The following is a 12,687-nucleotide window of genomic DNA, read 5'->3' as shown; positions in this document are numbered from 1 at the left end:
GAGTCCTGTCGGTTCAGCGGCGAGCGGCCGGCTGGGCTGGGCCGACGTTCGCCGGGGTCGTCGCGGGTTTCGTCTGCTGCCGACGGGCGGAGCGTGCCTGCGCGCGGACGGACTTAAGGCGCGCGGCGTGGGCGTCGACCACCTGCTGTGGGCGCAGCGGGCTGGGCTCCTGCACAGCGCTGTAGTGGCCAGTGCGGTCGTACATGCCGCGCTGGAGAGGGCTACGGTCGGCCAGCGCGGTGAGGAACGATCCGACCAGGTGGGCGGGTGTGTGCTCGTCGAAGTAGGCGTGCCAGATGCGCGGGCCGTGGAACTCTCCGTGGCCGGGCTCACGGGTCTCGACGTGCCAGGACGGCCGGTCGCGGAATTCGCTCAACGGGCGCAGTTCGATGTGACACATGGAGTCTGGCGAGCGCGCTGTGCCGTCTGAGTCGCGGTGCCACCCCGCCGAGGTCACCGGCTGCCACGGGTCCGGCTGCTGTGGCGGCGGGACGACGAGGGCGTCCGTGAAGCCAGCGAGGACCTCGGCGGGCACGAGTTCGCCGAACTCGGCGTACCAGCCCGGCTCGGTGTCGGTGGGCTCCGCCCGCAGCCGCCACCACGCAGAGGTGGCGGACTGCGGGTCGAACTGGAGGCGGTGGCGCAGGTCGGGGCTGCGCAGGACGACCTCGGCACTCAGGGGGTCGGAGACGACGCTCCATCCGGCGGCAGCCAGACCGTGGGTGACGTGGCGGGCGTCTCCGGGGCCGGCGAGGTGGCGGGGGCTGGTGTCGAACGGGATGCGCCCGGCGTGCTTGTCGGCGTACGCGGCGAGCTGCCGTTCGCTCAGCGGCACCAGCAGCACCCCGGCTCGCTCCCGCCGGCACTGCCGTACAGGTCGCGGAGGTCGTCCAGGACGTAGTGGAGGGTGTGCTGGTCGGCCTGCTCCCACGCGGCCGTGCGCAACTCGGTGATCAGAAGGTCGACCTGCGCGGTGCGCGGGACGTCCGGGGCCTCCTGCAAGGCACGGGCGAGGGCGCGCAGGGTGTCGGCCAGCTGAACGGGCAGGCCCGTGTACTCATCGAGAAGGGGCTCGACGAGGGCGAGGGCCTCCACGGGGTCAGGGTTCTCGCGCAGGTAGTCGGTGAGGTCCGACAGGGTCTCGGTAGCGGTGCGGATGGTGTCCGGGGTGAGTGCGGGCATCGGGCTCCTTGGGACGGGCATCGGGTCAACGGCGGGTCCGGGCGCCGCCGGCGTGGGTATAGAGACGGGCGCTGGTGCGTGGCCGTGTGCTTCGGGCGCTGTTGCGGGCCCAGGTCGCGGCGCGGGCAGCCGTGATCCGGGCCTGTTGCCACGCACGGAGCTGGGAGGGCTTGACGGAGACCGACCAGGTGCGGATCTGTGCGCTGTGCGGGACGCGCCCGCGCGGGCGCATCACGGGATCCGGGTTGGCGAGTTCGGCCGAAAAGGCTTGCACCAGGTGCATCGGCGTGTTCGGCGTGAAGTTGGCCGTCCAGCCGTTTCCCTGCTTGTCCTTCGCTCCGGTCCACCACACCGCCGCGCCGTCCGAGCTGTGGTGGTACTGCATCCACGCGGCACCGCCGGGGCTGGTCGCGGTGTAGTGCTCGCCCTCGAAACGCGTGTGCCAGTTCTGCTCCTCCAACGGTGCCCAGACGTTGGGAGCGTGGGCGGAGCGGGAACGGGTGAGGGCGTCGGTCAGACCGGCGACGATCTCCACCGGGGTCTGCCGGCCCAGGTGCGCCGACCACTCGCCGTTGGGGCCGTCCGCTCTGCCGTGAACGGTCCACCCGCCGGGAAGGACGTAGGGGTCGTAGGCGACACGGACAGTGCGGTCGGGGCTCTCCATGAGCAGAGGGCCGTTCGTCTTGGACCTGTCCCGCCATCCCGAGGCACGCAGGAACTCCGAGACGTGCCGGACGTCGCCGCCGCCGGCGACGGCACGGGGCTGGACGAGGTAGTGCTGCTCGGCCTGTTCGCCTGGCCCCCAGCCCTGCCATTGCTTCTTCTTCACCGGCGCCGCCGCACGACGAGCGGTGCGGGTGCCGGGGGCTTCGCCGCGGTGGTGGCGAGCTGGGTGCCGACGCGCTGAAAGGTGCCCTTGTGTTCGTCCAGGTCGAGGGCGACGTCGTGCAGTTCGTTCGAGGCACGGCCCAGAGCGAGCCACACCTCCGCGGGGAGGGCGCCTCGTTCGGCCTGGTCCTTGGCGAACACGCTGCCGGTGGCGACGAGGTGGGCGACGCCGCCGAGGACTCCGGCGTCCGGGTCGAGAACGCGGGCGATGACCTGCGCGGCCTGGGGAGGGGGAAGCTGAGAGAGGTGATCGGCGAGCTGGCCGAGCTGGCGTGTGATCTCGTCGGCCAGTCTCACCGGATAGGGGGCGGGGTGGGACATGCTCCTCCGGGTCAGGGGGACGGTCAGTGGTGGTGGCGGTGGCCGACGCGCTGCGTCTCGGCGAGGACAGCCTCCGGGCGGGCGCCGACCAGCGGGGAAGCGCGGTCCGGGCCAGTCGGGATACAGGCGCGCAGATAGCGGCGGAACAGCGCGGTCGCGAGTCGGGGTTTGAGCCGGTGGCTGATCGGCGGGGGTGTGCGGGCTGCTACGGGTTTCTCCGGGGATTGAGCGGTGCGGTGGACGGCCCCGCGGGCGCCGGGACCGCCCGGGCGGCCTTACGAGGCGCGCCGGGCCGGTGCGGGGCGCGAGGGGGAGCCGGCCGGTGCCGGATGCTGCGCGGCAGGGCGGGCAGCACGGGAGCGGACATCGTGCACGGCCTGCCGGTCGGTGGCTTCGTCGAAGACATCGGGCGTGCAGTTGACCTCGTACCCGGCCAGGAGAAGAGCGGGGATGGCGCGGGTCGCCAGGCGCTTCTGCTCGTCGGCGCCCAGGTATGCGGGCACGGTGTGCCAGATGTACAGCGGCCCGCCCGTGGGGTATTCGTGGCGTTCGAGGCCGAGCTGTTCCAGCAGGTCGTGGAGCTTGGCGGGGGCGCCGGTGGGGGTGTCGGCGTGGATGGTGGTCGTCAGGGCCTTGATGTAGATCTCGACGTCCGTGCCGTATTCGTCGGCCAGGTTGGCCATGCATATCTCTCCGGGGCCAACGGCGGCGGGAGGCCGAGGGCTGGGCGGTGCTCGGCGGCGGTATGGGGGCCGCCGGTTGCGGAGCGCGGGCGGCGTGGTTGCGGGCGCGGAGGATCACGTGCGCGGCCTGGCTCATGGAGCTGGCAGTGTCCCCGAGCCGGGCGAGGGGTTCGGGTTCCTCGCCGGGGGAAGTCCCCTGGAGATCACTGGTGGCGATCCAGGCCCGGACGACCACTTCCCTGGTGAGGGGCAGCAGCCCGTTGACCGGGGCGGCGATCTCGGTCAGCACCTCGGCCACCGAACTGCCGGTCTTGGCAGCAGAGGCCCGCTCGGCGAGATGGGCGAGGTAGCGCAGGGCCGCGTCACGTTCGCCGTCCGGTGTGGCCAGCGCATTCAGTGCGGGGTCGAGGTGGACGCTGTGACCGGCGGCGAGCAGGGCGTGCGAGGCGGTGGTCGCCTTCAGGCGCTGCTGCTCGACGGGCAGGCCGTGGGGAAGCCGGTGGTAATCACCGCGCGGTCCGGCAGCGGAGAGGAAGCCGCCGGTTCGCTGGAGGATGTCCGCCGCCTTCTCGGTACCGCCGATGGCGACGACCAGGCTGGACTTCTTCTGTATGGCTACTGGCCCGTAGTCGTTGGCGTTGCGCGGGTTGTGGCTGACCAGAAAGGCGGAGGTGCCCGCGCGCAGCGCGACAGGTGTCGCGCACGTATTCGACGTTGCGTTCTTGCTTCCCTTGTATCGCGCGGTTGCCGGGACAGCTGGAAGGCTCCGGGTGGCCGCGCCGTCTAGGCCGTTTCGTTTGGATCATCGCCCAGTTCGCTGCTTGGGGCCGGTCAGGGCGTGGCAGGATCAGTTACAGCCTGTGAGATCCCGACGACAAAGGGGAAGACCATGACCGACAAGCAGACTTCGTCGGAAGACGGCGGACTCATCAGGCCGGTGGAGGATGTCGACCCCGCAGATGTGGGGATGCTCTCCCTGCACTACAGGGACGGCGTCGCGGTGCTCATTGCCCATGGAGGCACTGCGGTTCCGGCACTGCTTGCCGTGGAAGACGGGACCGGTCGCACCATCGCGAACTACACCGCAGGAGCCGCCGCAAGCACTCGGCCTATCAACCCGAGCGATGCTGAGGGCATCACGGCACGCACCTTCGACTCCCTCAAGTACGTGTTCGAGTATGACCCCGACCAGGACTGACGCGCGTCATTCTGTCCCGCCCTGACGTGCACGACACCCCTACAGCGGCTGTCTCACTCGGGTGAGTGGACCTGCGAACTGCGACAGTGCACGACGTGCTTGGCACCCCAACAGAAGTGCGGGGATCCTTGGTGATGGTGATGTACTCCAGCACCCAGAACTCGGGCTCCGTCTGCTTCATCGAGCCCTGGTGGCCGGCGCACGACTGCCGGCCGGAGAGGGCGGCATGGAGGCTGGGGCGGAGGTGGGCGCGGTCCGGCCTGCGGGGTGCTGGAGGGCGGTGCCGATGCCGAGCGCGTCCAGCTGCGGGCCGATCTCGCGCAGGGCGCGCGCCTGCGCCCTGGTGTCGTCACCGCTGAGGCGGTAGATGCCGCTCTGCGGGTCCTGGACGAAGCCGTGGGCGACGAGGATCGCGCCGGCACGGTCGTCGACGGGTGCGGTGGCGACGCTGCCGTCCTGCTGCCAGGTCAGGACGACCCGGTCGGCCTGGGAGGGCTGGATGCCGCCCAGGGCGTTGTGCCGGACCTGGGCGAGCGCGCTGTCGTAGCGGGCGAGCAGGTCGCCGGCGATCTGTTCCGCGCTAAGGAACGGGTCGTCCGCTAGGGCGATGCCGTTGGGCTCGGGGACGGCGCGGTACGCCTCGTCGGGCAGGGCGCGAGGGGCGATGGCGGCGATGAGGAAGCCGTCGCGTTCGTCGTGCCGGTCCAGAAGGACGAGCTGGGCGCCGTCGGGGCGGCTCAGGACGGCTGCCTGCTGAAGCGGGCACTCGGCGAGGGACGCGGCGACTAGGTCCAGGTCCCAGATGCGGTCGGCCAGTTCGGCGAGATCGTCCTTGGCCTCCGGCGGGAGGTGAGTGCTGGTCCAGGTGTCGGGGAGCTCGCCGATGAGGACGTCGGCGTACGAGGCGAGGCGCTCGGAGGTGTCGTGGTTGTGCATGGTGTCCTTGGGCGAGGTGGGGGTCAGCGTCGCAGTCCGGCGGCTACCGGTGGCGGCGGGGCCGGGAGCGTGCGCGGCGGGGGCGGGCAGGCGCACACGGCGGAGCGTTCGCGTTCGGTGGTGGGGACCTCCCCGGTGCAGGTGCTGCGGCCGGGGTGCGGGGCGTGCCGGTCGGCGAGGGCGTTGCGGGTGTGGGCGAGGTCGGTGCGGATGATGTGGAGGTGCTCGTCGGCGAGGTAGCGCAGTCGCCGGGCGGTGTAGGGGTCGGCCGGCTGGCCGAGACCGTCGTGGAACTCGGCGGTGGCGGTGAGCACTTCCTCCAGCGCGGCGAGGATGCCGTCGTGGGCGGCGGTCAGCTCGGTCAGCGCGTCGGCCGCCTCGTCCGTGGTGGTGGCGTTACGAAGGCGCTCGGCGCGGTGGGCGACGGAGAAGCCCAGCGGCAGGTAACTGGTCGGCCGGGCGTCGGTGTCGAAGTCCGGGGCGCAGTCGACGTGGTATCCGGCTGCCCGGAGGCGGGTGACGGCGTCGGTGGCGAGGCGGTTCTCGTCGTCTTCGGTGAGGCCGGTGGGGGCGCGGTGGTAGGTCTCGTGGAGGCGGACGACGGCGATGAAACCCGCGCGCTGGAGGATGCTGTGTGCCTCGGAGTCCCCGCCGCGGGCGAGGAGTTCGTCGGAGTGCGGGTCGCGGCGGATGTCCAGGAAGCGGTCGGTACGGGGCAAGGAGACGTTTCTCCTACGGCGATCGGTGGGCGGTGTGCCGGGCGGCGGGCGGTACGGCGGCGACCCAGGGCTGGACCAGGTGGGCTGCGGTGCTGTCCAGGTCCTGCTGGATGGCGTGTAGGCGGCGGGCGATCAGCTCCAGGCGGTGCGCCGTGTCGGTGCCGGCGGCGCCGGGCTGGCGGGCGATCCGGTGGGCGGTGTGCTCGACGAGTCCGCGGACCGTGGCCAGCGGGCCGACTTGCTCGTCGGCGAGCTGCGTGAGGACGCTCGCGAGCTGGGCCGATGCCGTGGGCGCCGGCCGGATGGCGGGCCGCGCCGCGGGTCCGGTGCGCACGGAAATTAGGTGGAGGTCCTGGTCGATGCGACGCGCCTCGTCCGAGAGGCGGCGCAGGATGTCCGCGGGCGGGGCGTGCCACGCGCCGTCGAGGTGGATCGGGTTGGCGATCAGGTCGAGGCGTCCGGGCTGGGCCTGAACGGCGATCCACCGGCAGCCGTGCTCCTTGCCGGGAATCTCGATGCCGCGGCCCGGGCGAGGCGGTGGGCTGTTTCGGCCCACTCTGGTCCGGTCAGCTCTCGGTCGTCCGGGTGAAGCCGGATGTCGAGGTGGAGGATCGCCCGCCGGTCGTCGTCCGGGCTGGCTGCGAACGGGTGCTCCAGGTACGGGTCTTCGAGGTGCTCGGCCCACTGGACGGAGGTCCAGGTCTTCTGCTCGTCGTCCAGGGTGAAGTAATCCAGGCCCGGCCAGTGGGCGACGACCGTGCACTCCGTCAGGCCCTCGTTTGGCGAGACCGGCCGCCTCAGCGCCTCGGCGAGCGGGTCGTGCGGCGTGTGGGTCCGCTCGTGCAGGCGGGGAATCACCGGCCGCCCCGGATGTCGGCGATGTGCACCAACTGGTTGAGGGCGGTGGTGGTGTACCAGCCGCAGTCGATCAGCTCGTCATGGCCGGGGTACCGCGGCAGGAGGGCGTCCTCCATGGCCCGCAGGTAGATCAGGCAGTCCGGGCAGCGGCGCGAGAGGTGCACGAGGTAGCGGGGGTGGCCGGTGACGTAGGACTGGGCGCCGCCGGTCGCATCACGCAGCCGCCACCCGTCCTCGTCGGTCGGGGTGTGCCAGGACGGGGCGACGACGCGCATCGCGTCGCCCCACAGTTCCCCGCCGGCCACCCCCTTCAGGACGACGACAGTTTCACCGGCCTGGAAGTGCTGGTGCGTGATGTCCCGGGCGGGGGTGAGCGGGTCGGGCGTCGGGGCGAAGGCCGAAGTGGGCGGGGGCTGGGACATGCGGTTCCTTCCACGCAATCGGTGGCGGGGTGGGAGGAACAATGGTCCGGAGGAACGCCGGTTTGGCTAACCGGCGTTTCCCGGCTATGTTCCCCCGCCGTCAGCGGAACGGGTTCTCCGTACCGCGGTCGTTCTCGCCTGCAGCGTTGAGGAGTTCGAGCAGGTCAGTGCCCTCGGCGTCGCGCTGGTCGATCCACCATCCGGCGGCGGTGATGGCGCGGGCCTTCTCCTCCAGCTCCGCCCAGTCCGCCTCGTCCCAGGTCCCTTCCACGACCAGCGCGGTGTGCGCGGCCGTCATCAGCTGGTGGCGGGATCGCTCGCCCCACTCCAGGGCCTTCTCCGGTCCCTCCAACTGCGGCATGTCGAACTGCTTCGCCCACGCGACGGCAGCCTCCTGCGCAGCGGCGCGCTTCGCCGCGAGCCACTCCTCCTTGGACTCGGTGTCGGCATCGCGCGCCGCCTTCCAGCAGTCAGAGCTTCTCTGCACTTCACTCGAATGGGCGGGGCGGGCTATGGCGCAGGGGGATGTTCCTTTCCTGAGGGGACAGTTGATTGGTTGCTGGCATGGGGCGCCGGACGGCCCGTTTTTGACCAGGACCGGGTCCTGGATGGCCCGTTCCCCAAACAATCAGCGGGTGATCAGCCATGTCACTGGCTGCGAGGTCGTCTCCCCGAACCCGGACGACCACGAGCTGACCCCTGAGAGGGCGTTTGATCTAGGCAGATTGCCCTTTCTGCCCTAGTAGGTTCCTCGCCAGGTGGGGGTGGTCTCGTCCGTTATGCGCTTGGCGAGGTTGTCGATCGAAGCGATATGGATCATCGCTTCGGAGCTGGCCGGGAGGGTCTCGTAGTCGCGGGCGAGGCGCCTGTGCATCATGATCCAACCCAGACTTCGCTCGACAACCCAGCGCCTTTTCACGACATGAAAGCCGCGAACTCCGGGGTTTCTATTGACGACTTCGACGTCGATTCCGAGACCTGCGCCGTGCTCGACGACGGCGTTCTTGAAGCCGGTGTCGACCCAGCTCTTGGAGATGCTGGGGTAGGTCTTCTTGGCCTGGTTGAGAAGGCGTATTCCTACGGCGTTTTCCGAGAGGTTCGCGGCAGTGACGGTCACGGCGAGGATCAGGCCGATCGTGTCGGTGACGATGCCCCGCTTCCGGCCCACGATCTTCTTGGCGGCGTCCGTTCCCTGGCTGGTCAGGGGCACGTTGGTGGAGGTCTTCACGCTCTGGGTGTCGATGACGGAGGCCGTCGGTTCGGGTTTTCGGCCCTCTTTCACGCGGGCCAGTCCGGTCAGGTCGTAATTGAGCCTGGCAAGGATTCCCTCGTCGCGCCAGGCGGCGTAGTAGGCGTAGACGGTGCCGTGGTTCGGGAAGTCGTGTGGGAGGTATTTCCAGGGGATTCCGGTGCGGTTGACGTAGAGAATCGCGTTGAACACGTCACGGAGGTCGATCTTGGCTGGCTGGCCGGTGGGCCTGCGGTCGAGCCGGGCCTTTCTCCAGGCCGTCAGCGTCGGCTCGATCAAGGCCCATCGGGCGTCGGACAGGTCGCTGGGGTACGGCTTGCGCTGACTCACCTCGTAGCGTTGGCGTGGACGCGGCGGACGATGTCGTTCCGCTGCCTGCTGGGCGTTTCTGCCTCATCTTCAAACCAGACGGACTTCACGCACGAGAAGCGGAGCAAACGGGTGGCCGGGTCAACGGCTCGACGGACGCGAAGGTGCACGCATGGGGCAAAAACCGTGAAAACCCTCGACCGTAGAGCTCATTTAACGACACAGACCACCTCCAAACGCCCACTGAGAGGGCGGTTTGCGACTGAACATGGAGTTCTGTCTTAGCGGTTGGGGTAGGCGAGCTGGTCGTTCGCTCCACAGGGGCCCGGCTCCGGCCGCTCAGGCCGACACCGGCTTGGGCGAAATCACCCCACGCAGCCGATCGGTCAGCGGCATCGTCCCAGGCCGCCGAGGTAGCGCGCCGCGTGCCACCGCCTCGATAAGCCGCGTCAAGGCTGGACAAACAGTCACTTACCGCCCTCTCAAGGGTGGGCTCGTCGCCGGTAGTGGCAGGGTGCCGGACGACGGCCTTACGCTTGCGCCACCGCTGTGACCAGCTCATCTCCGGCTAGGCCAGATAGCGGACCGCTGCCGGAGTACTACGAGGCACACCCCAGTTCGGCCTTGCGCCTATTGAGCTCGTGCAGTTCCGCGATGAGTTCCCGACGGTCATCCAGGTCAAGTTCCCCATGGAGAGCCTGCATTACGGTGTCGATCTGGTCGCGCAGCCCAGGGCACTCGGGATGCTCTGGGCTCTCCACCGAAACAGTGAATCCACCGGGGATCTGTCCCGTCACGTGCACCGTCGTCTGTTCGTCCGGGCCCAGCGAGAACGTTTCGCCCACGCCCAGCGCCGTGGCCGTTCGCAAGTACACCTCGGTCGTACCAGCTACCTCGTACACGATTACGCCCTCGCCGGGGATACCCGAGGAGGCATACGACTCGCGCTCGTAGTCGTCGACTCGGAGGCGCGCTTCCGCTAGAAAGTGACGCTCGGTCACACGGGAGCGGATGCGGACAGCAGAGTGCCGACCGGGCGTTGGCGGTTGCCTAAGCCCGATCGCGTGCAGGTTGTGGTGGGTAGTGCCGCCGTGGACGTGGTTCCCAATCGTTGCCGGGTCGAGCCATTGCATCGCCATCTTCGTGTGGGCGCTGGGGTGCGTACCGCAGGAGCAGGCCATGTTGTCGAACCGGCCGAGGTTGGGGTCGGTGAAGTATAGGTCGCCGAAGTCTGCGAGGGCGTGCAGGAGCTCCATTCCCCATACCCCGAGTCCCTCGTCGAGGTTGCAGCGAGCAGTATTGGTGATCCCGTTGCGGGGCGTGTCGTGAATCCAAGCGAAGCCGGTGCGGTGGGCTCCGCCGCTAGCCAGCACGACGAGCACTGAGGTGTACCCGTGTCCGGCGGGGAGCGAATCGATAGCGGCTTCGCGGGTGCGGGCGTCCGGTGCCTTCACGACGGGATACATGGTGGCTTCGAAGTCGGCCAAGCCGTAGGAGATGGTGTTGATGTATCGCCGGAGAGAGCGGTCGACGCCGGTCGCGGGGTCCGGGTCGTACCAGACCCGCGCGGCCACTTGATCCGCAAAGTCCGCTGGTGGGTTCGTGTCCACGGTGACGTCGAGGGTGGGGATGACGGCGAGTCGACGGGTGCCGCGCCAGGGAGCGTGCATCGCGAGGGCCTCCTCGGTGCTTTCTCTCACGCCTGCTGGGGCTTCCTGTCAGGTTGTGCAGTCAGCCTCCAATTGTCGTCGCAACCGTAGAGGCATATGTGGTCGCGGATTGCCGCGACATGTCGAACGAAGGCGCGGCCGCCCCAAACAGCGCAACGGTCATTCGACGACACTTCGCAGCACCAGCCGCTCTAGAGGTTGTCCCATACGGGACAACCTTTAGTTGGTTTTCACTGATCCTCCTTTGTTCTGCGGGGTGTGGGGATGCCGAGGTCGACGGTGGGGCGTCGGGTGCGGCGGTGGGTGTCGTCGCGTTTGGCGCGGAGGAGCTGGAGGGTGAGGTCGAGTCCTTCGAGTTCACCGGCCCAGCCTTCGGCTTGGGCGCGGGCTCTGCGGGTGATGAGGTCGGCTTCCAGGTCGTCAAGCCGGCTGATCATCTTCGGGCTGACCTGGAGCATCGGACATCGGATGCACGCGTGTTCATGCTGGCATGGGGTGCCGTAGGGGCGCCCGCATGCGCCGAGTTCGACCTTGCGCTTGTCGAAGTGCTCTTCGAACTCGTCCCACTCCTCGCTGGTGACGTCGCGGTATTCGTCGTCGGGGCGGAGCTCGCGACGTTCGTTGAGATGGGCGAGGTAATGGCGGATGACGTCTTCGTCGAACACGGCGACGTAACCGCGGGTGGTCTGGATGTTGAGGTGGCCGAGCAGCATGGCGCCGATGTGGATGGGCAGTCCGCTGTTGACGAGCTCGGTGGTGAAGATGCGGCGGAAGTCGTGCGGGGTGAATGTCACCGAGCGGAACGCGGGATGGTGCTCAGCGAGGTCCTTGCAGCACCTTGCGAGCATGTTGAGGACGGTCACGGGACTGATCACGCTGCGGGTGGAGCCGATCTTGCGCTGGAACAGGAACGGCATCGGCGGGCTCCAGACCTTGTCGTGCGGGTCGAAGCGCCGCAGGATCGGGACCGGGCTGCCGTCACGGGTGTGCCGTCGGATGACCGATGCGATGACGTGGAACAGCTCGGCGGACATCGGGATGACGCGCTCGCGGTCGGTCTTGGACGGGCTGATGACCAGGAGGGCGACCATCTCGCCGTTGTTGCGCTGGTAGTGGCGGATGCTGAGGTGGCTGACCTCGCACATCTCCTCGATGCGGGCACCTGAGTGACGCAAGGTTTTGACCGCTGCCCAGTCCCAGAAGGCAGTCTCTTCCTCCGCTTCGATCTGGACCAGCTGCCCGGTGTCGTCCCGGACGCGGACGGGGGTGCGGTGGCCGCCGCGGGCGAGTGTGCGGTCCTCCTCGGTCAGGACGCGGCGGTAGGTGCGGCCTCCGTGGGTGAGGAGCGTGTCGGTGGCGGCTGCTGAGGCGTGTTCCAGGAGGGTGCGGGTGTGGTCGTAGCGCTCCTCGACGTGTCGGACGAGCAGGGGCAGGAGGGGTTGGCGCAGACGGGTTCGGTCGGCGGACCGCTCGTTGATCCGGCGGCGGCGCTTGGCCAGTCCGCGTAGTTCGCTGGGCGGGACAGGGCATGAGGCGACCCAGGGAGCCCATCGTTCGGGTTCGTCGGCAGCCCAGGTGTGCAGGTCGTAGTAGAAGCTGCGGACGGCGATGACGATGGTGTCGACACCGATCCGGGGCTTGCCGTCGTGGCGGATGCCGATCTGCCGGCGCCAGGCGCTGTAGAGGTCGGCTGGGATGTTCAGATCGGCTTGCTCGGGGTTGATCTCTTCGATGCGGGCCCAGAAGTCGTGGGCGACGTTGCGGACGAGGTTGACCAGGGAGGCGTAGTCGGTACCGGACTTGCGGCGGTGGAAGTAGTCGAGCAGGAGCCGGCGGACGCCCTGGTTGCTGATGGTGTGGCGGTCGACGAGTTCCTCGAGCGTGAGCTGGCCCCGGTGCAGGGCCTGCCGCAGGGTGGCGGGTGTGCTGGGCGGGAAGTGGCCCATCGCGTGCAGGACGTTCCAGGCAGCATGCCCGGCGAACACGTTGGCGTTGCCGGGCCGCAGAACAGCCTTCGCCGTGCGTGAGGCGTGGGCGTGGTGGAGCAGGGCCGCCGGGGTGAGGTCGGCGAAGCCGATGCCCTGGACCGCGAGCAGGCAGCACACATCGAAGAGCGCTTCGCGTTTGTGGGGCCAGGAGAAATCATGGTGAGCGACCTGGGCGGCGTACTTCTTAAGACGTCATCTCATTTGGTGAGTCTGCGATAGCAGATGAGGGTGCAGGCGATGCTGGTGAAGGCGAGGAAGTGGTCG

At 69.0% G+C, this 12,687-nt stretch carries 15 protein-coding genes; 1 reads left to right on the top strand and 14 read right to left on the bottom strand.

What is annotated here, in order from left to right; all coding sequences use genetic code 11:
* Window positions 1-13: 13 nt before the first annotated feature.
* From ACX28W_RS27385 to ACX28W_RS27365, 5 genes are all read right to left on the bottom strand, one after another.
* Window positions 14-835: an SPDY domain-containing protein gene (locus tag ACX28W_RS27385; protein WP_459002317.1), complete on the bottom strand. Its 822-nt coding sequence runs from the start codon at window positions 833-835 to the stop codon at window positions 14-16.
* Window positions 826-1,182: a hypothetical protein gene (locus ACX28W_RS27380; protein WP_459002204.1), complete on the bottom strand. Its 357-nt coding sequence runs from the start codon at window positions 1,180-1,182 to the stop codon at window positions 826-828. Before ACX28W_RS27380 ends, ACX28W_RS27385 begins: the two co-directional genes overlap by 10 nt.
* 25 nt (window positions 1,183-1,207) lie before the next feature.
* The gene (locus tag ACX28W_RS27375; RefSeq protein WP_459002202.1) at window positions 1,208-2,011 is read right to left on the bottom strand and encodes an SPDY domain-containing protein; all 804 of its coding nucleotides are present in this window, start codon (window positions 2,009-2,011) and stop codon (window positions 1,208-1,210) included.
* On the bottom strand, window positions 2,008-2,391 hold the full coding sequence (locus tag ACX28W_RS27370) for a hypothetical protein (RefSeq protein WP_459002200.1): 384 nt from the start codon (window positions 2,389-2,391) through the stop codon (window positions 2,008-2,010). The genes ACX28W_RS27375 and ACX28W_RS27370 overlap by 4 nt, the downstream gene beginning before the upstream one ends.
* Before the next feature lie 275 nt (window positions 2,392-2,666).
* Window positions 2,667-3,074, bottom strand: coding sequence for a hypothetical protein (locus ACX28W_RS27365; protein ID WP_459002198.1), 408 nt, complete (start codon window positions 3,072-3,074; stop codon window positions 2,667-2,669).
* An 889-nt stretch (window positions 3,075-3,963) separates the two neighbouring features.
* Here ACX28W_RS27365 and ACX28W_RS27360 point away from each other — a divergent pair.
* Window positions 3,964-4,272: a hypothetical protein gene (locus ACX28W_RS27360; RefSeq protein ID WP_099498658.1), complete on the top strand. Its 309-nt coding sequence runs from the start codon at window positions 3,964-3,966 to the stop codon at window positions 4,270-4,272.
* A gap of 177 nt (window positions 4,273-4,449) precedes the next feature.
* Here the strand turns inward: ACX28W_RS27360 and ACX28W_RS27355 are convergent, their stop codons facing one another.
* The 9 genes from ACX28W_RS27355 to ACX28W_RS27315 form a co-directional block, all read right to left on the bottom strand.
* Window positions 4,450-5,208 carry a hypothetical protein gene (locus ACX28W_RS27355; protein WP_459002316.1) on the bottom strand — a complete coding sequence of 253 codons (759 nt, stop codon included), beginning with the start codon at window positions 5,206-5,208 and terminating at the stop codon, window positions 4,450-4,452.
* Window positions 5,209-5,231: 23 nt separating this feature from the next.
* Complete coding sequence (locus tag ACX28W_RS27350) at window positions 5,232-5,927, bottom strand: hypothetical protein (protein ID WP_459002197.1); 696 nt, start codon at window positions 5,925-5,927, stop codon at window positions 5,232-5,234.
* A gap of 13 nt (window positions 5,928-5,940) precedes the next feature.
* The gene (locus ACX28W_RS27345) at window positions 5,941-6,483 is read right to left on the bottom strand and encodes a hypothetical protein (protein WP_459002196.1); all 543 of its coding nucleotides are present in this window, start codon (window positions 6,481-6,483) and stop codon (window positions 5,941-5,943) included.
* A complete protein-coding gene (locus tag ACX28W_RS27340; protein ID WP_459002194.1) occupies window positions 6,372-6,785 on the bottom strand; it encodes a hypothetical protein in 414 nt (137 codons plus the stop codon). Before ACX28W_RS27340 ends, ACX28W_RS27345 begins: the two co-directional genes overlap by 112 nt.
* A complete protein-coding gene (locus tag ACX28W_RS27335) occupies window positions 6,782-7,207 on the bottom strand; it encodes a hypothetical protein (protein WP_459002192.1) in 426 nt (141 codons plus the stop codon). Before ACX28W_RS27335 ends, ACX28W_RS27340 begins: the two co-directional genes overlap by 4 nt.
* Window positions 7,208-7,307: 100 nt before the next feature.
* The gene (locus ACX28W_RS27330; protein ID WP_459002191.1) at window positions 7,308-7,694 is read right to left on the bottom strand and encodes a hypothetical protein; all 387 of its coding nucleotides are present in this window, start codon (window positions 7,692-7,694) and stop codon (window positions 7,308-7,310) included.
* A gap of 252 nt (window positions 7,695-7,946) precedes the next feature.
* Window positions 7,947-8,786, bottom strand: coding sequence for an IS5 family transposase (locus ACX28W_RS27325; RefSeq protein ID WP_459002190.1), 840 nt, complete (start codon window positions 8,784-8,786; stop codon window positions 7,947-7,949).
* A 578-nt stretch (window positions 8,787-9,364) separates the two neighbouring features.
* Complete coding sequence (locus ACX28W_RS27320) at window positions 9,365-10,465, bottom strand: hypothetical protein (RefSeq protein WP_459002189.1); 1,101 nt, start codon at window positions 10,463-10,465, stop codon at window positions 9,365-9,367.
* A 200-nt stretch (window positions 10,466-10,665) separates the two neighbouring features.
* A complete protein-coding gene (locus ACX28W_RS27315; RefSeq protein WP_459002187.1) occupies window positions 10,666-12,540 on the bottom strand; it encodes a tyrosine-type recombinase/integrase in 1,875 nt (624 codons plus the stop codon).
* Window positions 12,541-12,687: the final 147 nt, after the last annotated feature.

It is taken from the genome of Streptomyces sp. SD15 (genome assembly GCF_054462255.1).
Note: the sequence above shows the minus strand (reverse complement) of the source record. Positions and strands in the feature narration are given on the sequence as shown.